Genomic DNA, 26,588 nt, shown 5'->3' with positions numbered 1-26,588 from the left:
GGCCGATCAGTCCGTCTTTAATGAGGTGCTGACGACATCACACATCTTCATGGCCTCCGCCATCCAGCGCCCCCTGCAGCGAGCACTCACGCTCATCGGCGTCGGCATCATCGGCTCAAGTCTCAGCGGCTGCGGAACCGCCTGGAAGCAGCGCATAGGACTGGATCAGACCCCTGCCAGCGACCCTTTGCCGGAGGTGAGCGATGGGCCCCGCTCAGCGCCCCTTCAACCGGGGAAAAACATCATTGTTGAAGCTGTGGATCGGGTTGGCCCCTCAGTGGTGCGGATCGACACGGTGAAGCGCGTGGTCAATCCGCTCGGCAATTTATTTGGCGGCAGAGCACCGATCCAGCAGCAGGCAGGACAGGGATCCGGATTCATCACACGTTCCGATGGCCTGATCTTCACGAACGCACATGTTGTGGAGGGTGCGGATCAAGTCTCGGTGACGCTGCCCGACGGTCGCAGCTTCAGCGGTCGCGTTCTCGGAAGTGACCCTCTCACGGATATCGCTGTGGTGCGTGTGGTTGCTGACAAATTACCGGTCGCTCCCCTCGGCAATTCCAACAATCTCAGCCCCGGTGAATGGGCCATCGCCATCGGCAACCCCCTCGGCCTGAACAACACGGTGACTGCTGGGATTATCAGCGCCGTGGATCGCACCAACGCCATCGGAGAGGGGCAGAGAGTGCCTTACATCCAGACGGATGCCGCCGTAAATCCAGGCAATAGCGGCGGGCCGCTGATCAACGCCGCTGGCCAGGTGATCGGCATCAATACCGCTATCAAAAAGGCCCCCGGAGCCGGCCTAAGTTTTGCCATCCCGATCAATCTGGCCAAACGGATCGCCCAGCAGATCATCAGCACCGGCCAGGCCTCTCACCCCTTCATCGGTGTCCGGCTCCAGAGCCTGACACCCCAGCTCGCCAAGGAGATCAATGCCGCTGCCAACAGCAATCTGTGCAAAGTGCCTGAATTGAACGGCGTGGTGGTGATCGATGTGGTGGAGAACAGTCCTGCAGCGGCGGGAGGTATCCGCCCCTGTGACCTGATCCGAGAAGTGGACGGCACCAAAGTGCAGGACCCTTCCCAAGTGCAGTTAGCCGTCGACCGAGGGCGCGTCGGCCAGGCCATGCCCATCCTTGTGGAGCGCGATGGTGACAGCATCGAGCTGATGGTGAAACCTGAAGAACTTCCCCGACAGCAGTAGTCCTTTGCGGGGCTGATCCGATGACCAAGCCCATTCTGGTGGTGATGACCCGCTGGCCTGCCAGCGGGCGTTGCAAACGTCGCCTTGCTCGCACGCTGGGTTGCGCGCATGCGGCAGGGATACAGGCTCGGCTGATCAGTCACACCCTGACAGTGGCCCAAGGTCTCGCCAGGGATGGCAAGCTGCGACTCCACATTGCCATCAGCGGTGCCGGCCCTCGAGCCTGGCGCCGCTGGCTCGCCTCTGTTCCTGAGGCGAGCATCAGCGCACAGGGGCGAGGAGACCTTGGCAACCGCATGCGCAGGGAGGTGCTGAGGGCACGTTCCGTTGATCCCGGTGCTTCGGTCATCCTGATCGGCACGGATCTTCCCGACCTGGCTGCAAGAGACCTGATCAGGGCCATCGAGAGTCTGCGCCACTCTCCACTAGTGATCGGACCGTCACTGGATGGTGGTTACTGGCTGTTCGGTCTTGGGGCAACAGCACCGGGAGCACCCCGCTGGCCCTTTCATTCGATCCCATGGGGTAGCGACCAGGTCTTGCGCCTCACTTGGCAGCGAGCCTGCCAGCGCGGTCTGACACCCGCGCAGCTCGACGCGCGCAATGACATCGACCAACTCGAAGATCTGGAGGCATGGCTGGCATGAACAGATCAGCGTCGCTGAGTGTGGTGATTCCCTGCCTGAATGAGGCAACACGACTGCCATTGCTGCTTGCCGACCTGCAACGTGCTGGGAGCGAACTGGAGATCTTGCTGGCTGATGGCGGCAGCAGCGATGCCACGCCAGAGATCGCAAACCTGACAGGTGCTCAGCTGGTCAAAGTTCATCCCCCTGGCCGGGGCCGCCAACTGCGCACCGCAGCGGCTGAGGCACGTGGCGAATGGCTGCTGTTCCTCCACGCAGACAGTCGCCTGCCCGATCAATGGTTCGGGTCGGTTAGCCCGCTGCTGCAAACCTCTTCCGCAGCAGTTGCAGCCTGGTATTTCGATTTTCAAATCACGCCCTCCACTGCGGCGCGACGTCTGCTGGAGCAAGCTGTGGCCTTGCGCAGCCGCTGGCTGCAGCGTCCCTATGGCGATCAGGGACTGTTGCTACATCGCGAGCTTTATCACCGTTGCGGCGGCTTTGCTGAGCTGCCGCTGATGGAAGATCTGGATCTGGTGGAGCGCCTGAGCCGCATCGCTGATCTCAAGCGCATCGGTCTGCCGCTGACCACCGATGGACGACGTTGGCAGAGCGACGGGGTGTTGCGGCGCAGCTGGCGCAATGCACGACTGCGCAGACGATGGAAACAGGGCGAATCCGCAGAAGGGCTAGCCGCTGCTTACTACGAAACTCAGTTCGCGTACCAGAAACCACAGCGGTGACCATTGGGCTCAAGGTCCCAACCCAGACGTTTGTAAAAGGGCAGGACCCCTGGGTCGGCGAACAACGTGGCGCGTTCAGTCCCGAGTGCACGCAGGGCATCAAGGATGTAATCCATCAGCTGACTGCCGAGCCCGGAGCCCTGGTAAAGAGGATGAACAGCAACATCCCAGATGGTCGCCTCCAGCACCCCGTCGCCTGTACAGCGCGCAAAGCCCACAAGGCGTGGAATCCTGGCATCGTGACGCCAGAGGCCTACTCGAATCAGGCTGTTATCGAGCGCCTTGCGAACCCGTCGTACAGGTCGTCGGCTCCAGCCCACCGCCTCAAGCAGCTGCTCCAGCTCTACTAGATCAAAAGGGCGGTGCTGACTGAACACCAGAGTGAGCTGGCTGGCTGGGGTCGCGCACAGCTTCGCCTGATCGCCGTACATCATTTGCAGTGTCTCTGGCGTTAGGGAAGGGTCGTCGATCACTGACGATGCTGCAGTGTCACGATCCTGGCGCACGGAAGGCGCAGAGGGCGGCAAGGTGGGGGGGCAAGTTCTGGGCCGATGCCTGCAAATCAACTACTGATTGCTGTACATGGGTGGCTTTTGAGCAAGCAGGTCTGGTCGCCTTTCGCCGCATGCTGGAGAGAGCGCCACCCAGAGATCGAGCTCTGGTGTCCTGACCTGCCGGGTTTCGGTGATGCGGAGCGCCCCTCAGGATTGCTTCCCAACCTGTCGGCCTATGGCCGCTGGCTGGCGGTGGAAGCCGTTCAAAAGGCGCAGGGGCGACCCTTCGTGCTGTTGGGCCATTCCCTTGGCGGCAGCGTGGTGCTGCATGCCGAAGCACATCTGCGGCAACAGAAACAGAAGGGGTTGATGGGCGTTGTTCTGCTGGCAGCGGGAGGAGGGATCTATCAGCCGCGACCCTTTCGCCGACTGCGCAGCTTCGGGAGGCTGATTCTGGAGCTGCGACCCGATGCCATTGCTCAGCTGCCGGCTCCCATAGGAGCGCTGGGACCGTTCAAGGCCGAACGTCGGGCTGCCCGTGGACTGCTGGTGAACAGCACCAGCAGGGGCGCGGTTCGAGATTTACCTGGATTGGTGTCGGATCTGGGAGTCGAAAGCCTCTGGATCAGTGGGGACAACGATCAGGTGATGGAGCCTGGCTATGTGCGTCATCTTGCGGCTTACAGCCCTGGTCATGACTATCGCCAGATCACTGGTTGTGGCCATCTACCCATGCGAGAAAAGCCGGACGTTCTGAGCGACATCCTCTCTAGTTGGGTTGAGGATCAGAGCTTGGCGAGGCCCCGTTCCTGAAGTTCAGCGAGTTCGGCATAAAGACCGCCTTGCGCACGCAATTGCAGGTGGGTTCCTTGCTCAATCAAACGGCCACGTCGCAATACGAGGATCCGATCCGCTGCTTCAACGGTGGCTAAACGGTGAGCAATCACCACGGCGGTTCTTCGTTCAAGCAAGCGGTCAAGATCTCTTTGCAAAGTTGCTTCAGTGGAAGGATCCATGAAAGCGGTGGCTTCGTCCATCACGAGCACATTGGGATTACGGATCGCCACCCGTGCAACCGCGAGCAGCTGGCGTTCACCGGAGCTGAGGTTGCCCCCACGCTCTCGCAGTTCAGTGTCGAGCCCCTGAGGAAGCCTCCCAAGGAGTGCATTGAGGCCGAGATCCCTGCAAACCTCCTTGAGATGCTTGTCATCGATCTCCTGGTCGAGACGAAGGTTGTCGCCGACGCTGCCACTGAACAGAAAGGTGTCCTGCAGAACCACCCCAAGCTGTCGACGCAGATCCGGCAGGGAGAGGCTGCGGATATCGCGTCCATCGAGAAGAATGCGGCCCTGCTGAGGCTCATAGAGCCTGCAAAGCAAGCGGATGACGGTGGTCTTTCCTGAACCCGTGGGGCCCACCAGAGCCACATGTTCACCGGGAGCAAGTCGGAAGCTCAGATCCTGAAGAATTGGCTCATCAGGTCGATAGGCGAAGTGAACACCTTCAAACACCACTTCGCCGCAGGAGGTCGGCATGACCTGAAGCGGAGCTGACACACCCTCAGCTGGTGATTCCTGAGAGTGGGCAGGGCCCGCAAGGGTGTGATCCCGAATTTCCAGTGGCTCCTCGAGCAGTTCTCCGATTCGCTCAACAGCAGTCAAACCACCCTGAATCTGAGTAAACCGCTCAGCCATCTGACGCAGTGGATCAAACAGTCTTTGCGAAAAGAGAATGAACGTTGTGAGGATGCCTAGCCCCATGGCCCCTGAGGTGACCATCCAGCCCCCCAGAGCCAGCACAATCGCCACCGCACCAAGGGAAACCCACTCCAGGAATGCGGAGATGCTGCTGTCAAACAAAATCGTTCCATTCACTGCCTCGCGATAGGCCAAGCCGGTTCGTTGGAAACGGGCTCCGTTGAAGGCCTCACGACGAAACATCTGAACCACGTCTAGGCCCTGGAGATTTTCCTGAAAATCTGCATTCAGCTGTGAAAGTTCCTCACGCACCCGGTAATTTGCTTTTCGGTAGCGCGCCTGCAGCCAGAGCACAATCAGCGTTACAGGAACCTGGGATACAAGCAGCAGAAGCCCGAGTCGCCACTCGATCAGCAACATCGTCACCGCGATCACGGTGAGCGTGACCAGATCGCTCAACACACCAACAGCCCCGGTGCTGAATACCTCAGCCAACGCATCGACATCACTGGTGAGACGTGTGAGCAACTTGCCCACAGGCATTCGGTCATGAAACCGAAGGGAGAGATCCATCGCATGGGCGAAGAGATCACGACGAATTCTGGCGGTGAGTCGCTGGCCCACCGATTGGATGTTGTAGGTCTGCACTCCTTGAAGAGCCAGACGCACCAGCACAGAAATCAGCAGAGCAGCAATGATCAGCCGGATCGCCAACGTGCTGTCCAGCGGCTGAAGAATTGGAGCGACGGCCTCATTGGTGGCACCCGACACGGTGCGCAGGATCGAGATAGCCTGACCGACAAGCAGCGGTTGGATCGCGCTAGCGAACGCCACCGGAATCAGCAAAATCAAGGTGAGCATCAGACGACGACGGTCGCGTCCGAGATAACGCCCCAGCTGACTGATGCGCTGAAGATCGGTGCCGGCCATCAGGTCGTGCTCACCATCTTCCTTTCGGGAGCATCCATCGTCTCGATGACCTGTTGAAGCTCTCCCTGATCCAAACGCAGCGAAAGCGGATGGCCCACGAGCCTGGCAGTGGTGTGGAAGAGGTCCTCAATCGCCACCAGACCGTTGTCCTTAAGAGTTCGCCCTGTGGCAACCAGGTCAACAATCGCCTCTGCGATCCCGGTGATCGGGCCAAGCTCCACGGATCCAGTGAGGTGAACAAGCTCAACCGGGAGATCAATTGAATCGAAATACTGCCGGGCACAACGGGTGAATTTGCTGGCCACACGGCAATGCGGCGGTAGGTCGGTGGCTCTCCGGTAACCACTGCTGGACTTGACACAAACAGACAGGCGACAGCCCCCGAAACCGAGGTCGACTAGATGCGCCACAGGCATCTGGTGCTCGCGCAGCACGTCGTAACCGACCACACCGAGCTGAGCCTGCCCATAGGCCACATAAACCGGCACATCACCGTTGCGGACCAACAGGGCTCGAGCCCGACCACAAACCGAAGGCACCATCAGCTGGCGGTTGTCGGGATCCAGAACTGCCGAGAAATCAAGATCCGCAAGCTTGAAACGTTCCACGGACTCACGCAGCAGCGCGCCCTTGGCCAGTGCAACGGTGATCATGGAAGCTTGCATCGCCCAAAACTTTAACGATGGGCCACCCCTGTCAGAGAGACGGAATCAAGCCACTGCCGGTCCTGCAGGACAACGTCGTCTGGATCTGGGCAAGGGGACGAGAGGCCGTGGTGGTCGATCCAGCCATTGCCGAACCAGTAAGGCAATGGCTGGTGGATCGCAAGCTGGAACTCACAGCTGTCCTGCAAACCCATCACCACGCAGACCACATCGGCGGCACTCCCGATCTGTTGCGCCAATGGCCTTCGGCTTCGGTGATCGCAGCCGCCGCCGATCAGCAGCGGATTCCTTTCCAAACGGTGTCGGTCGAGCCGGGCATGCAGCTCGAGCTTCTGGGACAGCCCGTCACGGTGATCGACGTGAAAGCCCACACCAGGGCACATCTGGCTTATGTCCTGCCACAGGGGTGCTCACCGGAGCTTCCGACGCCTGTGTTGTTCTGTGGCGACACCCTGTTCGGGGCAGGTTGTGGACGCCTGTTCGAAGGATCAGCCGAGGACATGCACCTGGCCCTGAAGCAGTTGCAGGATCTTCAGGACGACACCGTCGTGCATTGCGCTCACGAGTACACCGAAGGCAATCTGCGCTGGGCCCACGCTCTGAGACCAGATGATCAGGCCATCGCCGAACGGCTGAGCAGCGTTAGCGAACTGCGCAGACGTGGTGATCTTTCACTGCCCAGCACCATGGGTGAGGAGCGACGCACCAACTTGTTTCTGCGTGCATGTTCAGCCCAGGAACTGGGTGAACTAAGGCTTCACAAGGACAGCTGGACAGGCTGACCAAATCTCAACTCGCAAGGCTCAGCAGAGCTCGACGCTGTGGATGCAGCAGAACGGATGACCCTGGCTGCAAGCGCAAATGGCAGTTTTGGCCCCGTTCATAGTCCTCGGTTAAAGGTCTCAGCAGCCGTAACTGACGATCACCGCTCTTCACTCTGTACATCCAGCTGTGGCCGAGGAACTCCCGGCCAACGACCTCACCTTCCCCGCCGGAATCCTTGTGAAGTGTGATCGCTTCGGGTGCGACCAGAACCGTTGCTTCCTCGGGAAGGGAATCGGCCGGAAGATCACCGGGTCTTTCAAGGTCACCCAGGGGGCAGCGCAGGCAGCCGCCGGCGGCATCGTTCCAGACGGGCAGGACGTTGCGCTGCAGCACGAAACTGCCCACAAAGGGGGTTGCCGGTGACTCCACCAGCTCCTTGGGACTGGCGCACTGATGTAGACGCCCATCGCGCAGAACGGCCACCCGACTGCAGATCGCCAGGGCCTCCTCCGGATCATGGGTGACCAGCACACCACTGGCGTTGCAGGCACTCAGAACGGAAGGCAGTTCACTGCGCAGACGAAGACGCACCTCCACATCAAGATTGGAGAAAGGCTCATCCAGCAGGACCACAGACGGTGCCGGGGCCAGGGCTCTGGCAAGAGCCAAACGTTGACGCTGCCCCCCTGATAGTTCATGGGGATAGCGCTCCTTCAGCTGTTCCAGGCCCAACAGCTCCAGCAGCCATGCCGCCCGGGCACTGTCCTGCCCTCGGCGAAGACCGAAACAGGTATTGGACCAGGCATTCAGATGAGGAAACAGGGCATAGTCCTGAAACACCATGCCGACTCCACGTCGTTCAGCTGCCACCGAAAGCTGAGGGCTGGCCACCTCCTGGCCGTGAAGGCGGATGTTGCCTCGAATGGGACGCTCAAAACCGGCGATCAGTCTCAGAAGCGTGGTCTTGCCGCAACCGGAGGGCCCCAGCAATCCCACCAGTTCTCCGCTCTGTAGTCCGAGGTTGATGTCCTGGAGAGTCCAGTCAGCACCGGAAGGGTCATAGCTGTGCCACAGACCGTCGATCTCGACCGGAAGGGACTCCATCGACACGAAGCGCGAAAATGCAGCCCCATTGTGATGCCCTTTCATGTCGACCACCACTCATCAGGCGGTCACCACCGCTGAGGCTCCGGCTCCGGTGGGGCCCTACAACCAGGCTGTGCAGGCTGGAGGATGGCTTTATTGCTCAGGCCAGATCCCCCTGGATCCCACCACGGGTGAGATGGTGGGCGGCGGAGACGTGGAAGCAGAAACCAGGCAGGTGCTGCGCAATCTGCAAGCTGTGCTCAGCGCCGCCGGAACAGAGGCCGCCAAGGTGGTTCGCACAACGGTGTACCTAGTTGATCTGGCCGACTTTCAGGCGGTCAATGCGATCTATGCCGAAATGTTCGGCAGCGGAGTGAGCCCTGCCAGGGCCTGCGTTCAGGTGGCAGCACTACCTAAAGGCTCCAAGGTGGAGATCGACTGCATCGCCTGGCTGGGATGAAGCGATCCCACGGTTTCATAAGTTAAGAGATGCACCGAGCGACCTTCATGGCCCAGGCCAAGCTGACCATTGGCGAACTGGAAGCGGGCTATCCCTTGTATTGCAAGGCGTTACGGCGGCTCCTCAAGGAGGGGCGCGAGGTGAAGGACATTGAAAAAACTGTGTGCTGGGGCCATCTGGAGACCCTGAACCGCTGCTTACCGGGTCGCTACAAGGCGCCCTCCTACCTAATGGCGCTGATTCGACGTGACCTGGAGCATCCCAGCCCCGGGTAAGCATTACTTGAGTGAGCCGTGCAGAGCAGCGTTCAGTTGGCTCAGTCGGTCAGTGGCTTAGAAGGATCGGCTCCTTCCAATTCCCCCTGGAAGACACGACTAGCGAACACATCTGCTGCTTCGATGGTAATCAGGGCTTCACGACTAAGAGGTTGACCGCGACGGGAGAACAAGCGATTGGCATGGCGCAGTCGCAGACGATCGAGGGCATTGCGAATGGAGCGTGCATTGGCGAAGAACGGCAATGCACGCCGCCTGCTGATGTAGCTCTGAAAAGCTTCAACCGCTGCATCGCTGAATCGATACTGCTGTTGTTCCAGCAACAGTTCAGCGATCGCCATCAATTCCCTCGGGCTGTAATCAGGAAAGTCGATGTGGTGAGCAACCCTTGAGGACAGTCCAGGGTTGGATTGATAAAAAGCTGTCATCCGGTCTTTGTAACCAGCAAAGATCACCACAAGGTCATTGCGCTGACTCTCCATCTCCTGAAGAAGGATCTCAATCGCTTCAGCTCCATAATCCCGCTCGTTTCCAGGTTTGTAGAGGTAATACGCCTCGTCAATAAACAGCACGCCTCCCTGGGCGCGTTTGATCATCTCTTTGGTTTTCGGGGCCGTATGCCCCACATATTGACCAACTAGATCATCCCTGGTGACGGTGATCACTTGTCCTTTACGCAGATACCCAAGGCGATGAAGAATCTGCGAAATCTTCTGCGCAACAGTTGTTTTTCCGGTTCCTGGTTGACCGGTAAACGACATGTGCAAACTCGGAGCTTTGCTGACCAGATCCAAGGACTGCCGGGCTTGATCCACCAACAGCAAAGCGGCGATCTCACGGATTCTGGTTTTGACTGGGCGTAATCCGATCAGCTCGGTATCTAGGTGCTTGAGAACCTCTCCGACTCCCGAAGCAACAAAGCTGGCTTCAAGATCAATCGATGAGTCCATCAATCGCCGCGGCGAAGGCGTGGTCTAAATCGGTGAGGGTCGCATCCTCCGCGTCCTCATCCGGGCGCAAAGTGATATTCACATATGTTTTTCCAAAGCTGATATCGGGATAGCGCCTGCGTACTTCACTGAACTCACCGAGACGATCAAGGAAATCACGGGTGGAGCTATAGCTGTCGAACTCGAAACGCTTCTCCAGACAGACAGGACGTTTGCGTTCATTCCAAGGTTCCATCGACAACCTCGAGACATCTCCGAAACCTAAAGGAGAGCCACACGCTGACAGCCCATCAGGCGTTCAGACCAGGAAGACGCGTAGGCATGGTTAGCAGCCTGCTGCTCTGGATCCTGGGTATCGAGGGGATTGGGCATCGTTCCGGCGATCGCTGCGTTAGTGACGCAGAACATCGACTTCTGGAAGCTGATGCAGATCTGAACATGGGCATCCGCCTGGGCACGGCCGTGATGGTCGTACCAGCGGCTGAGCTCCTCGGGAAGATTTCGGTACATGTCCGACATGCAGAGGCTGGGAGGAATTCCAGCTCCCATGCTCGGCAAGGGATCAGCGTAGAGAGCACCATATTTGAACAAGCTCTGGTCGGCCGCGATCTGACGGGCCTGAGCGTTGTAGGACACAGTTCCAAGAAATGGCATGCCTCGAAAGAACACCGCCTCCACATAGGGGACGGCCACATCAACAAGGAAGGTGAGACCGGCTTCCGGGGGGAGAACCCAGACGGACTCACCACCAACCATGACCTCGTAGGTGATGGGATTGGCTGCAGCCGCCACCAACCCATCACGGATGTGGTGAACCACATCCAGAACGCAGACCACTTCCCCGATGCGATAGCGGCGTGCCAGATCGATGAAGATGTCACTCATCACACGCCAAAACAGACCGAGGGCATAGATCGTCGTCATCGACCTGATCGCCTCCGGTGCGAATCCCGGATAAAGGATGTTCACAAGGCGTAGAAGCGGATCCCGCTTAGAGCGCAGAGCAATCACGCGGCGGCATGCATCCTGAAACGGCTCTGAATCGAAATAGGCATCCATCCCCCCGGTTCCATGCCAAAACATCGCCTTCTGGCAGTACTCGGCATATTCGAAATTGATGCGATCACCCATCAGGTGTTCCCAAAGTCGCTTGGGGGTGAATCCTTCGTGAAAGAAGCGGAACACAGGGAACGGGTTGAGAAGCTGTGTTTTCCCCTGATGCACAAGATTGCAGCTATAAGCATCCAGCACGAGCCCGTAGCTCTCAAGCACATTCACCACCTGCAACAGATGATCCGGGGTATCAGCAAGCAGCGGGATATCCGAGAGCAGACGTCTAATCAACTCCTCCTGATCGGGAAGCGTGGGTTCGGTGGCTTGAGGTCGGGAGGTTGTCGTCATGAGAGTCCTCCAGGTTGAACCAGTGTGGCCAGTTCACTGAGCTGAGCTGTCGCTGGCTGGCTCAGGCCCACAAGCAGATTGGGAACAACACCAAGCAAAAGGATCAGCAAAGACATTGAAAGTGCAGGGATCTGCTGAGCGAAGGGCACCTGATAGAGAATTTTGGGATTCTGACTGGCGCCTGGAGCCACGGCAAGACGACCGAAGAAGGCACGGTTGACCAGCAGCAGGAAATACACGGCCGTGAGACCTGAACCGACCATGGACAGAAGGGTGGCCACGGGGAACATCTCGAAACTGCCCTTGAACACCAAGAACTCTGAGATAAAACCGGCCATGCCGGGGATACCTGCGCTGGCCATCACGCCGATGATCATCAGAGTGCCGGTGAGTGGTAGTCCACGCTGAGGATTTAGCAGACCCCTCAGCACATTTAAATCACGAGTGCCGGTGCGCTCGTACACGACTCCGACAGCAAGGAAGAGAACCGCCGAGATCAAACCGTGACTGACCATCTGGAACAGCGCGCCAATCAATGCCAGCGGTGTGGCCGCAGCTGCGGCAAGCAGCACATAGCCCATATGGCCCACAGAGCTGTAAGCCACCATCCTCTTCATGTCAGTCTGGGCGATGGCTGCCAGCGATCCGTACAGCACCGAAACGGCTGCCCAGCCGGCCAGCCAAGGAGCTGCCACGGACCAGGCCTCCGGGAAGAGACCGAGGCAGAAGCGCAGCAGGCCGTAGGTGCCCAGCTTGAGCAACACCCCTGCCAGCAACACTGAAACGGGCGTAGACGCCTCGGTATGCGCATCTGGCAGCCAGGTGTGGAAGGGGAAAAGGGGAATCTTGATCCCGAAGCCGATTAGCAGACAGCTCATCAGCGCCAGCTGGCTGGTCAATCCCATCTGAGTTGTGAGGATCGGCCGGATGCCGAAATCAACGCTTCCCGTGACCAGGGCTATCCCGAGGAAGGCTGCCAGGATCAAGACGCCGGACACGGCCGTGACGATCAGGAACTTGGTGGAGGCATAGGCCCTGTTGGCGCCACCCCAGATGGCGATGAGCAACCAGAGAGGAATCAGTTCCAGTTCATAGAACAAGAAGAAGAGCAGAAGGTTCTGCGCAAGAAAAGCACCATTCACAGCGCCGCTGATCACCAGCAGAAGAGCGAAGTACACACGGGGGCGGTTCTCAACTGAGCGCGAGGCAGCGGCCGCCACTAGGCAGAGCACCCCGTTCATCAGCACAAGTGGGAGCGACAAACCATCAACCCCGAGGCTGAATTCAAGGCCCACCTGAGGAAGCCAGGGGAGGATCTCCACGAGCTGCTGGCCGGGCTCAACAGCAGAAAAGGGGATCAGAAGACCAAAACTGAGCAGACATTGGACCGCGAGGGTGGCCAGAGTGAAAGTGCGACTACGACTGGCACTTTCGGAACTGTCGGGACTGGCTGCACCAGGCAGAACACTGATCAACAGTGCACCGAGAAAGGGGATCAGAAGAAGAATCGTCAGCATGATGACCTCACTGCAGAACCCAGCTCAGAGACATGAGCAGCAGCACGATGGCGCCGACCACGGTGAGCACATACGACTGGGTCTGACCACTGATGCTCAGCTTCAGGCCTTCGGCACTCGCAAGGGAGAAGCGTGCCAGACCATGGAGCACGCCATCAACGACATTGCGGTCAAACCAGCCGGCGAGCTGAGAGAAGGTGGCCACCACATTGACGATGGTGACTCTGTAGAAACGTTCGGTGTAGAAGTCGTAGGCCAGCAGATCCTGAAACCAGCGAAGAATCGGATTCAGCGAGCGTGACCAGGCTTTATTGAGGGGAACAAGAGCCCCAGCCAGCAAACCGGCAGCACCACTAGACACCACCAGAGCAGCCGCCCAAAAGGGAAAGGCCAACAGACCATCGAGGGATTCCAGACGGATCAAGAGGAATGGCGTCAGCACCACGATCACGGTGAGTGCCACCATCGGCAATGCCATCTGCCAGTTGATCTCCGCCGCCCGGCGGGTCTTGGCGAGCGATGGGCCAAGGAACACCTGGCGAAAGACCCGAGTGAGATTCAACGCGGTGAGGGCATTGGTGATCAGGAACACCGGCACAAACACCACTGCTCTGGCACCGACCAGCTCGACAGCCTGTGCCAGGCAGAGGAATCCTCCGAGTGGAAGCAATCCGACCAGCCCGGCTCCACCGACTAGAAAGGAGCCTGTAGTGGCTGGCATGCGACTGCCCAGTCCGCCGAGCTCGGTGATGTCCTGACAGTTGGTGGAGGCGATCACCCCCCCCACACTCATCGACAGAAGAGCCTTCGACACGGCGTGGGCATAGAGCAGCAACAGTGCCAGCACGGGCACCTGCAGAGAAATGGCGATAAACACTAGACCGAGATAAGCAGTCGTGGAATACGACAGCGTGCGCTTGATATCCACCTGGGCGATCGAGACCAAAGACCCGCCGATGGCGCTGATCGTGCCGATCACCTGAAGCACCACGAGGGTGACCGGTGCGTGCTGCAGCAAGGGCATGACCTTCAGCAGCACGATTGCACCACAGGTCACAACAACGGAGTTGCGCAGAATCGATGCAGGGTTCGGTCCCTCCATGGCCTCATCAAGCCAGAGGTGCATGGGGAACTGGGCACACTTACCTGTCGGTCCTGCCACCAGTCCGAGACCGAGGAGAGTTGCAGCCAATGGCGTCAGGGTGTCCTGGGCCGACCAGCTGTAGAGATCCTCGAAGCCCGTGACTCCTGACCAGGCCGTGAGGGCCACCACACTCATCAACAGCATCACGTCACCGACGCGCTTGGTCAGAAACGCGTCGCGGGCGGCGGTAACCACCAGCGGCTGGGCATACCAGAAGCCCACCAGCAAATAGGTCGACAAGGTGAGCATTTCCAAAAGGAAATAGCTCTGAAACAATGAATCGCTCAGCACAACTCCCGACATGGCGCCCTCGAAGAAACCGAGCAGGGCAAAGAATCGGGCCAGGGCCCATTCCTTATCGAGATACCCCAGTGAATAGATCTGGGAGAGCAGACTTAATCCGGTGATCAGCTCGAGGGCCGAAACATTGGTGAGAGAAAGGCTGAAGCTGATCTCAAGATTGAGATCACCTACAGACAGCCAGGGCATGCCAATCACCGCAGGACCATTGGCCATGACATCCCTGAGCACCAGACTGCCGTGAACCACGGCCAGCAGTGTCAGCAGGATGTTGAGATACGCCGGGGGACGATGAGCATCCCTACGGAACCATCCAAAGGCCCAGGGAAGGGACACCAACATTCCGGCGAATCCATAGAGAGGAATCAACCAGGCGGTCTGAAGAGGCAGCGAAAGAGCTGTAGTCAAAAGCAACGAGACCTGAAGGGCCGTTGTGGTGCGTGTTGGCCGGGGAATCTAGTCCGAAATGATGCAAAGGGACGTTATTGATCAACTGCGCCTTCGCACATTGGTCGGCACGAGCGCGGGCTCCACCTCCTGGTGAGGACGGGCAATGATGTGAGCGGCCACGAGGCCATCTCCGACACGTTCACAGGCGTCGGCGCCTGCGCGCACTGCAGCATTGACAGCACCAGTCTCGCCGCGAACCATCACCGTGACGTAGCCACCACCGACATATTCACGGCTGATCAATTGCACTTCGGCGGCCTTCGTCATCGCGTCAGCGGCCTCGATAGCCGGCACCATGCCGCGGGTTTCGATCATGCCGAGGGCAATTCCCTTCACAGAAGGCTCTGGAGCAGCTGTAACGGACTTGGAGGCGCTACCGGACCCTGAAGATCCTGAGGAGGATGAGGCGCGACGGCTACTGCCACTGCGTGCCGCCAGGGATCGGCTAGCGCCAGACCGTGCTGTGGTGCTGCGACGGGTGGTTGTGGAGCGGCTGCTGGCGACGGGAGTCACATCCACCGTTGCCGAAGAGGCTGCGGAATCAGAACCGGCCGCGACGGCTTCTGATGCAGCGGTAGTGCTTTTCTTCGCCCCCGTAGACACCTGGCCGGAAGCCTTTGCAGGCGCTGATGTCGTTGATGCTGCAGCGGCGGATGCGGAGGAGCGACGACGGGGAGCTGGGCTGGCCATGGGAAGTGATGAGAAGGATGGGGTGAAGGACGGAAAGCGGTCAGTTACCCATCCGGCATCCAGTGATCGATGATTCCACCGATCGTCAGATCCGTGAGCACAGCACTGTTGGGGCACGCAAACCGGGCTGCAGAACCACTGGCGGTGAAAACCCAGTTGCCCTCTCGAGCTCCGACCGGGTCAACAGCAACCAATTGCTTGCCCTTGTTGTTCCTGAGAATCCGCAGGTGCATGTGATCCAACCCCGCCAGGCGGTAAGAACAAACCAGTGTCCCCATCACCTGCATGATCTCCATCAGGTCGGATCTCCTGTCTTGGTGGAAGGGGATGGTTTGGAGGTTGCAGGTGCAGTGGGGGCTGCAGAAGACGGTTTGGGTGGATCGGGTTCCCAGTGGTCAATGATTCCCACAATTGTGAGGTCACTGGGGTAAGACTTGCTTCCGGCAGCCTCGCGCGCTGCGGAACTGCTCACGCAGATCACCCAGTCGCCGGGCTTGGCCCCGACTGCATCAACGGCCACTTTCTTCGTGCTGCCGTCCAGCACCACCTGGAGGTGCTTGTGCTCGAAATCAGGAATCCGGTTGGTTGAAACGAGCGGCTTCAGGACCTTGACAATCAGCATGGTCAGTGAGCCTCCTGCTGGACGGGATCGAGTGTGGAACCTACCGCCACCGCCGGAAGGGGCTGGTCACGGTCACGGATGGTGAGAAGTGTGTGAAGAAGACCTTCGCTGACGAGCGCTGAATAACGCTCATCGATGGCCTTCTGAATTCGACGGCAATCGGCAATGGCACGCTCCCGTGCACCGGGAACCTTGCCGGAGTAATCGAAACGCACGACGACAGGAACCGGCAGATCGCGGGCGACATTGAGCCCCTTGAAGATTTTCACACCCACATCAAGATCCGGAGCTCCCTGCTCAACGGTGTCGAGATGGGCGAAATAGGTGAGGTTGCGAAGGTGCACCTCCTTGAAGCCGATGCCGACCCCGATGAAACGCTCCGCATGCCCTGCATCCGGGTAGGGACCGTGATGAAGCGAGCGGACATAATCCTGCTGGGAGATGTTGCTGACAAGCAGCCGTGTGATGAACCGAACCATGCCCTCATCGGGAGCAGACGACACATGGGTCTGCACAGCGGCCTGGACGGCATCCCTGGCCTGTTGCACCGTCAGCGGAGCGGTGCTCTCATACAGCGCCCGGGCACAGAGCCACTGATCCAGAAGGATCCCACCGTCCTGATCAGGAACATGAACACGAATGGCATCGGTGTCCGTGTCTAGGCCGACCAGGAGCAAGTCAACCGAAGCACCACAGCAGAAGCTGTTCTCAACTGCTTCACGGAAGTCATGCAGACGCTGCAGACCCGAGGCAGCCGCCAGGGAGTCATCGCTGCCGTGGGCCGCACAACCCTGATGCGTCGGATCGAGAGAGCTGAAGTGATAAGCCACCACCTTTAAGTACCGCGTTGGCGAATGCGCCTCATTCGGCACCTGCTCGCGGAAACGGCGATGCTCGGTCTTGATCCAGCGATTGACGGTGTTCTCAACATCAAACATCGCACCTGCGTGAGAACGACGTCGCACAGCACTGAAAGGAATTCTCAGTGCGTAGGCGATCGTGTGAGCCAAGCGACCATCGGCGCAAGGCGTGACGTCAAGCAGATGAAAACCGCAATCGAGAAGGAATGTATTGAATTCCTCTGAAGACCGGCTACCAGCAGCGGCTTCTAGGGGGTCGTCCTGGAAAAAACGGTCACTGAACAACTGGTGGGACTGGAAGACGCACCATGCAAACAGTGCGCGCATATCGAGAGGTCTCACCCATGACTTCTCAAGGATGTGATCGGGAAGATCGAACCCAAGCTCCGCGCGGGCAAGCCGCTGAGCCTGCACCAAAAAATCAGGTTCGTGCTGCAGAGCGGAGACCTGCTTCAACAGCGGAACAATTCGATCGAAGCGACCCTTCACCTCCAGCTCATAGGCCTTAAGGCGTTCATTGGCCTCCTGATCGGTCAGCGGATGGGACTCCACTGACCAGGGAAGGGATGTTCTGCTGAGATTCACGGCGACAGAAGTCCTGGACTCTCCACGCTTGACCCAGCCGGGCTGCTGGGGAGTGGGGCGACGTCGGTCAGCCTGGGAACGGATGCGTCCACCTGAAACAGAACCACCCTCTGGCAGAGCTGCCTTACCGGATGTGGTCAGGGCCTGGCGGCGTTGAAGAGCCGATTGCCGGACAGTGCTGCCAGCAATTGAACGACCCCCACCTGGTGAAGAGGATTCAACGCTGGCAGTGTCCTGAGCCAGGGATGCCTGGAGCTGGCGGCGAGTGGGAGCTGTGGGCGCAAGAGGTCGCCCGCCACGGGAAGGCATGGAGCGAACCATTTGCGAATCAGCCCCTTGCGCCGCCGGAGACGGTGATCAGTGAGCCTTTGTCGGTGTTGCCATGGGATCCGGTCACACGGCAGACGGGCCACTCGGCCTGCTCATTTCGCTTGCGCTCGAACGGAGCCATGGCTCCCATGGGACCGGGACGGCTGGGGTTGCGGCGACGGGCTGAAGCACCCTCGGTACCGGTGACATGCTCGCCACGATCCCAGTCGTCTCCTGTGACCTTGGTGGAGGAGCCCTCACCCGTTACCCGAGAGGTTGGTTGATCCGCAGGCTCACTGACAACGGCCACTGTGGGCTGGAAGTGCCGGCGCTGAAAGTCACGGTTGTCAAAGCGAAACTGCTCGGTGCCGGTGACCTTGCCACCGGCCATGTCAAAAGGGCCGGTGATGCGATTGCCCTGCTCATAGGAGGTTCCAGTAACGGAACCCTGGGCATCACGCTGTTGCTGAGCAGCACGAGCTGGTGACATCACGCTGAAACGAGTCCAGGCGGCACCTTCGGGCGATTGACCATGCGTGTCGGTGCCGGCCGGAGCCTCTGCACCGCAGGCTGCAGCCAGCTGGTCTGCACCCACATAGGGAGTACCCGTCACCGCTTCACAGGCACCACGCTGATCACCGGTCATCACTCCGCCCACACCGGGTTGGATGCCGGTCATGGCGGCGGAAGGTGTGCCAGGACGCACAGGTGTGCGTTCTCTGATCGCCTGGACAGCAGGAGTTCCGCAATGCTGACCTGCCTGCTCGAGACCTGCATAGGGCGTTCCGGTCACGGCCTGACAGCTGCCGGGCTCATCACCGGTCACGCGCTCGGAACGACCCGTACGGGTGCCGCTCACTACTTGATTGCGGTTGGTAATGCTGAAACCGACCTTGGCCGCCTCGGGGTCAGGTTGTGCTCCGCAGAAGCTATTGACCTGTTCAGAGCTGATGTACTGATCACCGGTCACACGATGGCAGGATCCGAACTCATCACCGGTCACTTGGGAGGAACGACCAACCAATGTGCCGGTCACTCCCGTGCCTGAAAGAGTGGCGGACAGACCGACCTTCGAGGCTGGTCGACCATCGGGGAGGGGATCTGAACCGAGGTACTGATCTCCGGTGAGGCTGCTGTTGGCTCCGGCTTCATCGCCGGTGACGCTGGCGGAACGGCCCACCATCACACCACTCACGGGGCGGCCCTCAAGGGTGAGGCTGTGACCGACCTTGCGAGGGGAGGGGTTGGAACCACCGCAGTAGGCAGCGGACTGATTGGCGGACATGTACTCCGTGCCAGTCACGCTCTTGCAAGTACCAGGCTCATCGCCCGTGACCTTGCCCGATCGACCCACTTCATTACCGGTCACACGGTTGCCGTGACTTGTGGCCGTGACTCTCACCTTGGCGGGTGTGGTGGGCACGGGGGCCTGCTGACAGAACGTCTGGAAAACTTCAGCTCCGAGGTACTCGGTTCCGGTGATGGAGCGGCAGGTGCTGGCCTCGTTACCGGTGGTCTTCAACGAGCGGTTGGCCTGGGTCCCGGTCACGGTCTGTCCGGATGGCGTCGTGCTTTCTCCCACTTTCCAGTGAGCATCAGCGGCGGCAGCCTGCTTGGCACCGTGGCGATTTGGGCCGGTGGGACGGGTAACGCCAGCGTTCTGCTTGCTGATCGCACCGGCTTTGGCCCGCAGCTCACGCACCTGTTGAGCGATCTCCCGGCTGGAGAGATCAGGATTGGCCTGACGGGCCACAGCGGCTGCACTGGTGGGCTGCTTACCTGCGGTTTTGCCATGTTTTGACATGGCATCACGACGGGCCAGCACCAGGGCACGGCTGGGATTTTCAATAGAACGTCTCTTGGGGGTGACTGAGCGGCGTTCAAGACCGGAACGGCGATCAGCGGAGCGCGATGTCAGCTCAACGGTGACGGCTGGACGGTCAACTTTTTCAGCAGCAACAACCGCTGCAGCGGCCGGAGCTTCGCGTGCCACATCAGCACGGTTGCGGTCGCGGCTGGATGCTGCGGTCTTGCCGCGGCGAGATAAGGCTTCACGACGGGACAGCACCAGATCGCGGCTGGGATTGCGCAGCGCTTTCGCGTTTGAACTCTGGGAGCGTGCGGGCGACCGAGTGAGAGAGGCCGCACGTTGGGGAGCGGCCGTTACAGGAGCAGTCGCCGCGGGTTCGCTCACTGCCGTGACTTCCGTTCGGGTAGGCCGGGCATCGGTCACAGTGCGCACACGGTTGTTACCACCGGCGGCGGCAGACGCCTTCTTGCCGGAGGTCGTCAGCGCTTTGCGGCGCTCAAGTGCGAGTTCTCGACTGGAAAGTCTTGCCATGTCCGCCCGGTGAAGTCGTCGAAGAGCTAGGAGCTGATGCTCCCGAAAAAAATCTGGAGCCCTGAACTCAGATCAGGGCTCGGAACCAAAGGTTCGAAGGATTAGCGTCCTTCGAACACCACAAAGCAAGCACCCTGGCTCTGGGTGTAGGCGTCGTAACCGACGATGCGCACGTGATGGTCGGGGTAGGCGCGATGGCAACCCTCGAGCTCATTCACAACAACATTGAGGTCCTTCTCACCAAAGAAGGGCAGCTTCCAATAAGACCAATAGGTGGCCATGGAGTTGCTGGGGTGGACGTGCTCGATGAGCGGGCTCCAACCCTGGGCAATGATGTAGGCGATCTGGTCGTAGATCTCGTCCTGGGTCATCGGCGGAAGAAAGCCGAAGGTCTCCAGGGTGGCGACTGTTTTGTAGTCACCCACGGTGCTCTGGAAAGGCATGGGGATCCTGGGTGTAAGTAAAAGAGGTGGCCGGTTCAATCAACCGGCCGTGGTTGCGATCAGTTCTGAACGTCAAGCTTGTCGACGGTGTCGAACTCGAACTTGATCTCCTTCCATGTCTCGAGAGCGATCGCCAGCTCAGGGCTGTGCTTGCCGGCTTCCATAAGGATGTCGCGGCTTTCTTTCTCGATCTCGCGACCGGCATTGCGTGCCTTAACGCAGGCCTCGAGGGCCACACGGTTGGCAGCAGCACCTGCAGCGGAGCCCCAGGGGTGACCGTGGGTACCACCACCGAACTGCAGAACGGAGTCGTCACCGAAGATCGCCACCAGTGCAGGCATGTGCCACACGTGGATACCGCCGGAAGCAACTGCAAACACGCCAGGCATGGAACCCCAGTCCTGATCGAAGAAGTTGCCGCGGCTGCGGTCTTCAGGCACGAATGATTCGCGCAGCTGGTCGATGTATCCGAGGGTGGTCTGACGATCACCTTCGAGCTTGCCGACCACGGTGCCGGTGTGAAGCTGGTCACCACCGGAGAGTCGTAAACACTTGGCGAGAACGCGGAAGTGGATGCCGTGCTTGGGATGACGGTCGATCACCGCGTGCATTGCACGGTGAATGTGCAGCAACATGCCGTTTTTGCGGCACCACTTCGACAGTCCGGTGTTGGCGGTGAAGCCACCGGTGATGAAGTCGTGCATGATGATCGGCATGCCGAGTTCTTTGGCGAACTCAGCGCGCTCGTACATCTCCTCGGGAGTGTTGGCGGTCACGTTGAGGTAGTGACCCTTGCGCTCGCCGGTCTCCTGCTCAGACAGCTTGATGGCATCGGCGACGAACTCGAAACGGTTCTGCCAACGCTGGAAAGGCTGGGAGTTGATGTTCTCGTCATCTTTGGTGAAGTCCAGACCGCCACGCAGGCACTCATAGACCACACGGCCGTAGTTTTTACCGCTCAGCCCGAGTTTCGGCTTGATGGTGCAACCCAGCAGAGGACGGCCGTACTTGTTCATCCGGTCGCGCTCGACGCAGATGCCGTTCGGGGGGCCGTAGCAGGTCTTGATGAAAGCAATCGGGAACCGCAGATCTTCAAGACGTAGGTGCCGCAGAGCCTTGAAACCGAAAACGTTACCGACCAGTGAGGTCAGAACATTGGTGATAGAACCCTCTTCGAACAGATCGAGCGGGTAAGCGATGAAGGCATAGAAAGACTCCTTGTCTCCAGGGACATCTTCGATGCGGTAGCAGCGGCCCTTGTAGAAATCGAGATCGGTGAGGAGCTCGGACCACACGGTGGACCAGGTGCCTGTAGAGGATTCCGCAGCCACAGCAGCGGCAACCTCTTCCTTGGGCACACCTTCCTGGCCGGTGCACTTGAAGCAGGCCAGCAGGTCAGTGTCTAGGGGGACGTAATCAGGAGTCCAGTAAGTGTCTCTGTACTCCTTTACCCCGGCGTCGTACTTCTTGCTCATGAGAAAACTCCGTTAAGTCGTTGAAGGCGGGTGAGTCGTTGCAACCTCAAAATTCAGAGGTTCAGACGATCTCAGTCCTTCTGACCAAGGAAGTTGCCGTTGCCCAGTGCAGGCTCCACTTCGCGGTGGGGGCGGGCAATGATGTGAGCAGCAACGAGGCCGTCGCCAACGCGCTCACAGGCATCGGCGCCAGCACGCACTGCAGCGTTCACAGCACCGGTTTCGCCGCGCACCAGAACGGTGACATAACCGCCACCGACGAATTCACGACCGATCAGGCGCACTTCGGCAGCCTTGGTCATGGCGTCAGCCGCTTCGATCGCAGGAACGAGGCCGCGTGTCTCGATCATGCCGAGAGCGATGCCCATGGTTTCGTTTGCCATTACCTACCGGGAATAGGGGGGGATGTTCGCCGGTGAGACTGCTCTGCCGGAGGGCAACCCGTCAAGGCCTAATGCGCTTTCTCTGGATCACTGTCCGTAGTGAACCTGATAAGCCCTGCTGATCACCCTGTCAGGGACTGATCTAAAGAACTGTGCGCTCCGAGGTCAGCACGCCAACACATGCGGTGGCATGCCTGGCAAAGGTGCATAGCTTTACCTGCGGATACCTGAAAATCCGGGCTAACCGGGTGGGATGTTCAACCTGTTCAGGTTTCCTGTGACGACTGAAGTTCAGATGACTTACACCTGATCACACACAATGGGGCTCCATTCAGGAATAGTGCTTTGCGCACGCTGATCATTGCCAGCGGCAATCCCCATAAGGTTGCTGAGATCGAAGCGATGCTCGGCCCCATTGATGTGCCAGTGCAACGACAGCCATCCGATCTGGATGTTGAGGAAACTGGCAGTACATACGCCGAGAATGCGCGCCTGAAAGCCAGCGCTGCGGCAGCAAGAACTGGCTGTTGGGCTCTGGCTGATGATTCTGGGCTAGAAGTGGATGCCCTAGATGGAGCTCCGGGACTCTTCACGGCACGACTCGCCTCAAGTAATGAGGACAAGCTCGCGAAGCTTATTCATGCCATGGAGGACGTGCCCTATCGAAGTGCCCGCTTTCGGAGCGCCATGGTGCTCTGTTCACCCGATGGGCTTTGCGATGAGCAGGCGGAAGGAATCTGTTGGGGTGAGCTTCTCTGTCAACCGGCCTATCCAGGAGGCGGCATTGAATCCTTGTTCTGGGTACGTGAGGCCGGCTGCAGTTATGGAGAACTGAACACTTCCCAACTCTCCAAACTTGGGAGCCGAGGCAAAGCCGCCCGCGCTCTGGCACCCGGTCTGCGCAGAAAACTGGGACTGGACTAACCGTTCAGCGCACTGCAGAACTGCGATTCACGATTTCAATCGCGCGCATTGCCGCGGCTGCGGCCTCCTCAACATCGCCTTCGCGTCCCGCGAGAGTCAGACGACCGAAAGCTCCGACTGCTTTGACGTCCACAAGAGTGATATTAGAGGCCTTTTCCGCTTCATTCGCGGCGATCAGCACGTAGCCGGCGGGTTCAGTCTCCAGGATGAACATGCTCATCCCCGCCTCGATCATCGAGCCACGTCGATTCTGACGATTGATCAGCACGGCATGATCAGGAGTGATAGCCCTAATCACTTCTGTCCAACTCACTTCGGCGGGATTTCGCTGATCAACAGAACTACCAATGGCCTCGAGGACCACATCCCCGGAGTGAAGCACCGTGCTCTGATCCCTGTGATACAGAGCCATGGAGCCGAAGGCCCTCTCCACTACCATCTGGCCCAGGCGCACATTGCTCGCCTTCAGGGCAATATCGGTCACTCGGTGAACCGCCATACCAGGCGAAACCTCCATCCAAAGGCAGGCGTCACCGGGTATTGGCAAGAATCCCTGACTCACCGAACCCATGTAAGCCGCAAGCTGTGGCTGCAGAGAATCAATGAACACGTGCGTGCGCAGCTCGATCGACTGCACATGGCTATTGCGTCGCTTCAGCCGGATGGATTCGGAATCGGTGGTGACCACGCAGCTTGCACCAGACGCGGAGGAATTCACCTCCGTACCGGTGACGAGAGCGCTTCCGCCAACCCGCCGCTCCCTGGCGTCGATGCCGGCAAAACGATTCATGGCGCGGATCTTACCGGAAGCCGGTCGGCAAACAGCGTGCAAGCGCTTGCACAGCAGGAAACAGCCGATAACTTCAGCCCAATCGCCCAGTGAGCCATGGCTTCCGCCCCTAAAAAATCAGAGGAACCTGGCCAGCTCTCCACTGAACTCAATGCCGAACAGGCCCTGGGACTGGTCAGCTACAGCCTGATGCAGCGTCTTGCCCGCGAAGGCCAAGCCGAGATGCCTTGGCTTGAAACTGATAACGGCAGCCATGCAGGCATGGTGCGGCAGCTTCGCCAGAGACTCGAACTAACCGCCCTAGCCGTTGATAGCGGAGCCCCACTGACAACAGCTGAAGTCACCTATCTGCTCGGAGCTCGACCCGGAACTGAATCTGTTGATAGGGGAGGTCTTACAGCCCGCCGTGTCAGCCGCAATGTCTGGCGACTCAGCCGCATTGACGACTCTTCAGGACGAGGCGGCGGCAGCTTTGCTGATGATCGCTTCCGCCGCCGTCTCTGAGGAGCACCTTTTAAACAATGAAGAAGTCGTCTTGGTCCTGATCAGGACTCCGACTTTTCATCCGTCTTGGCGTCGGAGCTGTCATCGACAGCATCGATGCAAACCGTTGTTGAAGCCAGTTGTTCACGTGCAGCAATCAGTGGAGCAGCCTTGCCCTGCAGTTGCTCCGCCGCTGCTGCCAGGGTCAGGTCCTTTTTCTTGCTGACCTCATCAACCGCCTTGCGGAAGATTTCCACTTGATCGCGATACTCCTTCACTTCAGCCTTTTCAAGCTGACCCTCAGCTTTGTTGAGAGCCGAGAGCGCATCCTTGAGCTTGTCTCCCGCCTTTTGAGCATCCGCCACGGTGGAGTCTGGAGTGAGTCCATTGACTTGGTCCACCGCGGCGTCAACGTCAGCCTGGGCGGCACAGACGACCTCAACGCCTTTGACAACCTTCACCTCATCATTGCCAGCCTTCTTGTCAGCCGACTGGCAGGCCACGAGTGCCAGGCTCAACGCGAGAGCAGCAGGGAGAACACGCAGGGAGGACATGAATGGATCAAAGTCGATCGCCGAAATGTACCCAGATTCCTAATTTTCGACCGCAATGATCCCGAAGAGTTTCAGACACTTGCCCCGTTCAGCCGATTCGGAGTCATGGTGAAGGGAAGGAGAGCTCAGGAATCCCGATGGGCGCCAATCTGCGTAAGGAATCTGGACCCCGGGAGGTGTTCTGTGGCCTGACATCGATCGTTTGGCTGCATCGACGCATGCCCGATGCGTTTTTTCTTGTGGTGGGATCGCGCACCTGCGCCCATCTCATCCAGAGCGCAGCGGGCGTGATGATCTTTGCGGAGCCCAGATTCGGCACGGCGATCCTCAACGAACGCGACCTGGCAGGCCTTGCTGATGCCCACGACGAACTGGACCGTGTGGCCCGTGAGTTGCTGGCACGCCGCCCCGAGATCCGCACACTCTTCCTCGTGGGGTCGTGCCCGAGCGAGGTGATCAAGCTTGATCTTGCCCGCGCTTCCGAACGCCTCAACGAGGAATTACAGGGCAGGGTTCGTGTGGTGAACTACTCCGGAAGCGGAATCGAAACCACATTCACAGAGGGAGAGGACGGCGCCCTGTCAGCCCTGGTGCCCTTTTTACCGAGCACCGACAAGCGCCAGCTTCTGCTTGCGGGAACTCTTGCTGATGCGGTTGAGGACCGCCTGGTTCACCTCTTCGCCCGTCTAGGAATTGAGACTGTGTGCAGTCTGCCGCCAAGACAGTCAACGGAATTGCCGGGTGTGGGGCCAGGCACCACCGTGCTGCTCACCCAGCCCTTTCTGAGCAACACCGCACGCTTGCTGAAGCAACGTGGCGCCAAGGTGCTGAGTTCACCGTTTCCGCTCGGGGCGGAGGGCAGCCGACGCTGGATGGAGACAGCCTGCAGGGATTTCAACCTGCCTGGAGATCGAGTTGCTGCAGTGCTGGACCCCCTGGAAGAGAGAGCGCGCATGGCGCTTGAGCCCCACAGGGCGGAACTGGCTGGAAGACGCATCGTGCTGCTGCCGGAATCGCAGCTTGAAATCCCCCTTGCACGCTTCCTACAGCGCGAGTGCGGCATGGAACTGGTGGAAGTTGGCACCCCTTATCTGAACCGCGAACAGATGGCGCCGGAACTCGAACTGCTGCCGGAGGGCACCAACGTGACGGAGGGTCAGCACGTTGAGCAGCAGCTGGACCGTGTTCGCGACCAGCATCCGGATCTTGTGGTGTGCGGGATGGGACTGGCCAACCCCTTGGAAGCGGAAGGCATCACCACCAAGTGGTCGATCGAACTCGTGTTCAGCCCCATCCACGGCATCGATCAAGCCGGAGATCTGGCTGAATTGTTCTCACGTCCGCTGCGCAGAAGACAACTCATTCATCCCGCACTGCATCCACAGACCTCGAATCCTTCCATCCACGCCTGATTCC

29 protein-coding genes are annotated in these 26,588 nt (G+C 59.3%); 10 read left to right on the top strand and 19 right to left on the bottom strand.

The window, feature by feature from the left end:
• Positions 1 to 49: 49 nt before the first annotated feature.
• From DXY31_RS02670 to DXY31_RS02660, 3 genes are read left to right on the top strand one after another with little or no spacing between them, the layout of a single operon-like run.
• On the top strand, positions 50 to 1,210 hold the full coding sequence (locus DXY31_RS02670; protein ID WP_114991806.1) for a trypsin-like peptidase domain-containing protein: 1,161 nt from the start codon (positions 50 to 52) through the stop codon (positions 1,208 to 1,210).
• A gap of 20 nt (positions 1,211 to 1,230) precedes the next feature.
• Positions 1,231 to 1,857, top strand: coding sequence for a TIGR04282 family arsenosugar biosynthesis glycosyltransferase (locus DXY31_RS02665; RefSeq protein ID WP_114991804.1), 627 nt, complete (start codon positions 1,231 to 1,233; stop codon positions 1,855 to 1,857).
• Positions 1,854 to 2,579: a TIGR04283 family arsenosugar biosynthesis glycosyltransferase gene (locus tag DXY31_RS02660; RefSeq protein ID WP_114991929.1), complete on the top strand. Its 726-nt coding sequence runs from the start codon at positions 1,854 to 1,856 to the stop codon at positions 2,577 to 2,579. Before DXY31_RS02665 ends, DXY31_RS02660 begins: the two co-directional genes overlap by 4 nt.
• On the opposite strand, the gene DXY31_RS02655 is transcribed toward DXY31_RS02660, so the two are convergent.
• Positions 2,549 to 3,013, bottom strand: coding sequence for a GNAT family N-acetyltransferase (locus tag DXY31_RS02655; protein ID WP_114991927.1), 465 nt, complete (start codon positions 3,011 to 3,013; stop codon positions 2,549 to 2,551). The genes DXY31_RS02660 and DXY31_RS02655 overlap by 31 nt on opposite strands.
• Positions 3,014 to 3,130: 117 nt before the next feature.
• Here DXY31_RS02655 and DXY31_RS02650 point away from each other — a divergent pair, with 117 nt between their 5' ends.
• Complete coding sequence (locus DXY31_RS02650) at positions 3,131 to 3,886, top strand: alpha/beta fold hydrolase (protein WP_114991801.1); 756 nt, start codon at positions 3,131 to 3,133, stop codon at positions 3,884 to 3,886.
• Here the strand turns inward: DXY31_RS02650 and DXY31_RS02645 are convergent.
• Together DXY31_RS02645 and hisG are read right to left on the bottom strand one after the other, a co-directional pair.
• Positions 3,859 to 5,700 (bottom strand): ABC transporter ATP-binding protein, encoded by a 1,842-nt coding sequence (locus DXY31_RS02645; RefSeq protein ID WP_114991798.1) that lies wholly within the window; start codon positions 5,698 to 5,700, stop codon positions 3,859 to 3,861. The genes DXY31_RS02650 and DXY31_RS02645 overlap by 28 nt on opposite strands.
• Positions 5,700 to 6,353 (bottom strand): ATP phosphoribosyltransferase, encoded by a 654-nt coding sequence (gene hisG, locus DXY31_RS02640; RefSeq protein WP_114991924.1) that lies wholly within the window; start codon positions 6,351 to 6,353, stop codon positions 5,700 to 5,702. The genes DXY31_RS02645 and hisG overlap by 1 nt, the downstream gene beginning before the upstream one ends.
• Positions 6,354 to 6,382: 29 nt before the next feature.
• Between hisG and gloB the strand changes: the two genes are divergently transcribed.
• Entirely contained in the window at positions 6,383 to 7,147 is a 765-nt protein-coding gene (gloB, locus tag DXY31_RS02635) for a hydroxyacylglutathione hydrolase (protein ID WP_114991795.1), read from the top strand.
• 7 nt (positions 7,148 to 7,154) lie between these two features.
• On the opposite strand, the gene DXY31_RS02630 is transcribed toward gloB, so the two are convergent.
• Entirely contained in the window at positions 7,155 to 8,234 is a 1,080-nt protein-coding gene (locus DXY31_RS02630; protein ID WP_244279466.1) for an ABC transporter ATP-binding protein, read from the bottom strand.
• A 43-nt stretch (positions 8,235 to 8,277) separates the two neighbouring features.
• Here DXY31_RS02630 and DXY31_RS02625 point away from each other — a divergent pair, with 43 nt between their 5' ends.
• Positions 8,278 to 8,676, top strand: coding sequence for a RidA family protein (locus DXY31_RS02625; protein ID WP_114991788.1), 399 nt, complete (start codon positions 8,278 to 8,280; stop codon positions 8,674 to 8,676).
• Between the two features lie 47 nt (positions 8,677 to 8,723).
• Entirely contained in the window at positions 8,724 to 8,951 is a 228-nt protein-coding gene (locus tag DXY31_RS02620) for a DUF3136 domain-containing protein (RefSeq protein ID WP_114991922.1), read from the top strand.
• A gap of 41 nt (positions 8,952 to 8,992) precedes the next feature.
• Here the strand turns inward: DXY31_RS02620 and cbbX are convergent, their stop codons facing one another.
• The 13 genes from cbbX to DXY31_RS02550 form a co-directional block, all read right to left on the bottom strand.
• Positions 8,993 to 9,901, bottom strand: a complete 909-nt coding sequence (gene cbbX / locus DXY31_RS02615) for a CbbX protein (RefSeq protein WP_114991784.1) — start codon at positions 9,899 to 9,901, stop codon at positions 8,993 to 8,995.
• A complete protein-coding gene (locus DXY31_RS02610; protein WP_114991781.1) occupies positions 9,885 to 10,136 on the bottom strand; it encodes a 4a-hydroxytetrahydrobiopterin dehydratase in 252 nt (83 codons plus the stop codon). The genes cbbX and DXY31_RS02610 overlap by 17 nt, the downstream gene beginning before the upstream one ends.
• A 26-nt stretch (positions 10,137 to 10,162) precedes the next feature.
• Positions 10,163 to 11,302 carry a CO2 hydration protein gene (locus DXY31_RS02605; RefSeq protein ID WP_114991778.1) on the bottom strand — a complete coding sequence of 380 codons (1,140 nt, stop codon included), beginning with the start codon at positions 11,300 to 11,302 and terminating at the stop codon, positions 10,163 to 10,165.
• Positions 11,299 to 12,822 (bottom strand): NADH-quinone oxidoreductase subunit M, encoded by a 1,524-nt coding sequence (locus DXY31_RS02600; RefSeq protein ID WP_114991774.1) that lies wholly within the window; start codon positions 12,820 to 12,822, stop codon positions 11,299 to 11,301. Before DXY31_RS02600 ends, DXY31_RS02605 begins: the two co-directional genes overlap by 4 nt.
• A 4-nt stretch (positions 12,823 to 12,826) precedes the next feature.
• Positions 12,827 to 14,671, bottom strand: coding sequence for an NAD(P)H-quinone oxidoreductase subunit F (locus tag DXY31_RS02595; protein WP_114991920.1), 1,845 nt, complete (start codon positions 14,669 to 14,671; stop codon positions 12,827 to 12,829).
• Positions 14,672 to 14,752: 81 nt separating this feature from the next.
• Complete coding sequence (locus DXY31_RS17775; protein ID WP_305791086.1) at positions 14,753 to 15,403, bottom strand: BMC domain-containing protein; 651 nt, start codon at positions 15,401 to 15,403, stop codon at positions 14,753 to 14,755.
• Between the two features lie 44 nt (positions 15,404 to 15,447).
• Complete coding sequence (locus DXY31_RS02580) at positions 15,448 to 15,699, bottom strand: carboxysome peptide B (protein ID WP_114991764.1); 252 nt, start codon at positions 15,697 to 15,699, stop codon at positions 15,448 to 15,450.
• Positions 15,699 to 16,025, bottom strand: a complete 327-nt coding sequence (locus DXY31_RS02575; RefSeq protein ID WP_114991761.1) for a carboxysome peptide A — start codon at positions 16,023 to 16,025, stop codon at positions 15,699 to 15,701. Before DXY31_RS02575 ends, DXY31_RS02580 begins: the two co-directional genes overlap by 1 nt.
• A gap of 2 nt (positions 16,026 to 16,027) precedes the next feature.
• Positions 16,028 to 17,791, bottom strand: a complete 1,764-nt coding sequence (locus DXY31_RS02570) for a carboxysome shell carbonic anhydrase (protein ID WP_114991758.1) — start codon at positions 17,789 to 17,791, stop codon at positions 16,028 to 16,030.
• A gap of 7 nt (positions 17,792 to 17,798) precedes the next feature.
• Positions 17,799 to 20,120 carry a CsoS2 family carboxysome shell protein gene (locus DXY31_RS02565; RefSeq protein ID WP_114991755.1) on the bottom strand — a complete coding sequence of 774 codons (2,322 nt, stop codon included), beginning with the start codon at positions 20,118 to 20,120 and terminating at the stop codon, positions 17,799 to 17,801.
• Positions 20,121 to 20,221: 101 nt separating this feature from the next.
• On the bottom strand, positions 20,222 to 20,563 hold the full coding sequence (locus DXY31_RS02560) for a ribulose bisphosphate carboxylase small subunit (RefSeq protein WP_114991752.1): 342 nt from the start codon (positions 20,561 to 20,563) through the stop codon (positions 20,222 to 20,224).
• A 59-nt stretch (positions 20,564 to 20,622) separates the two neighbouring features.
• Positions 20,623 to 22,038, bottom strand: a complete 1,416-nt coding sequence (locus DXY31_RS02555; protein ID WP_114991749.1) for a form I ribulose bisphosphate carboxylase large subunit — start codon at positions 22,036 to 22,038, stop codon at positions 20,623 to 20,625.
• 71 nt (positions 22,039 to 22,109) lie between these two features.
• A complete protein-coding gene (locus DXY31_RS02550; RefSeq protein ID WP_006169870.1) occupies positions 22,110 to 22,421 on the bottom strand; it encodes a BMC domain-containing protein in 312 nt (103 codons plus the stop codon).
• A 345-nt stretch (positions 22,422 to 22,766) separates the two neighbouring features.
• On the opposite strand from DXY31_RS02550, the gene DXY31_RS02545 reads away from it, so the two are divergent.
• The gene (locus tag DXY31_RS02545) at positions 22,767 to 23,345 is read left to right on the top strand and encodes a non-canonical purine NTP pyrophosphatase (RefSeq protein WP_114991745.1); all 579 of its coding nucleotides are present in this window, start codon (positions 22,767 to 22,769) and stop codon (positions 23,343 to 23,345) included.
• 4 nt (positions 23,346 to 23,349) lie between these two features.
• Here the strand turns inward: DXY31_RS02545 and DXY31_RS02540 are convergent, their stop codons facing one another.
• The gene (locus tag DXY31_RS02540) at positions 23,350 to 24,135 is read right to left on the bottom strand and encodes a BMC domain-containing protein (protein ID WP_114991917.1); all 786 of its coding nucleotides are present in this window, start codon (positions 24,133 to 24,135) and stop codon (positions 23,350 to 23,352) included.
• Positions 24,136 to 24,231: 96 nt separating this feature from the next.
• On the opposite strand from DXY31_RS02540, the gene DXY31_RS02535 reads away from it, so the two are divergent.
• Positions 24,232 to 24,639, top strand: a complete 408-nt coding sequence (locus DXY31_RS02535; protein ID WP_114991742.1) for a hypothetical protein — start codon at positions 24,232 to 24,234, stop codon at positions 24,637 to 24,639.
• A gap of 41 nt (positions 24,640 to 24,680) precedes the next feature.
• Here the strand turns inward: DXY31_RS02535 and DXY31_RS02530 are convergent, their stop codons facing one another.
• Positions 24,681 to 25,172 (bottom strand): hypothetical protein, encoded by a 492-nt coding sequence (locus DXY31_RS02530; RefSeq protein WP_114991738.1) that lies wholly within the window; start codon positions 25,170 to 25,172, stop codon positions 24,681 to 24,683.
• 137 nt (positions 25,173 to 25,309) lie between these two features.
• On the opposite strand from DXY31_RS02530, the gene DXY31_RS02525 reads away from it, so the two are divergent.
• A complete protein-coding gene (locus tag DXY31_RS02525) occupies positions 25,310 to 26,584 on the top strand; it encodes a ferredoxin:protochlorophyllide reductase (ATP-dependent) subunit N (RefSeq protein WP_114991735.1) in 1,275 nt (424 codons plus the stop codon).
• Positions 26,585 to 26,588 lie beyond the last annotated feature (4 nt).

The sequence above is a fragment of the Synechococcus sp. UW179A genome, from assembly GCF_900473965.1.
Classification (GTDB): Bacteria; Cyanobacteriota; Cyanobacteriia; order PCC-6307; family Cyanobiaceae; genus Synechococcus_C.
The sequence above is the reverse complement of the archived record's forward strand: the minus strand, read 5'-3'. Positions and strand labels throughout refer to the sequence as shown.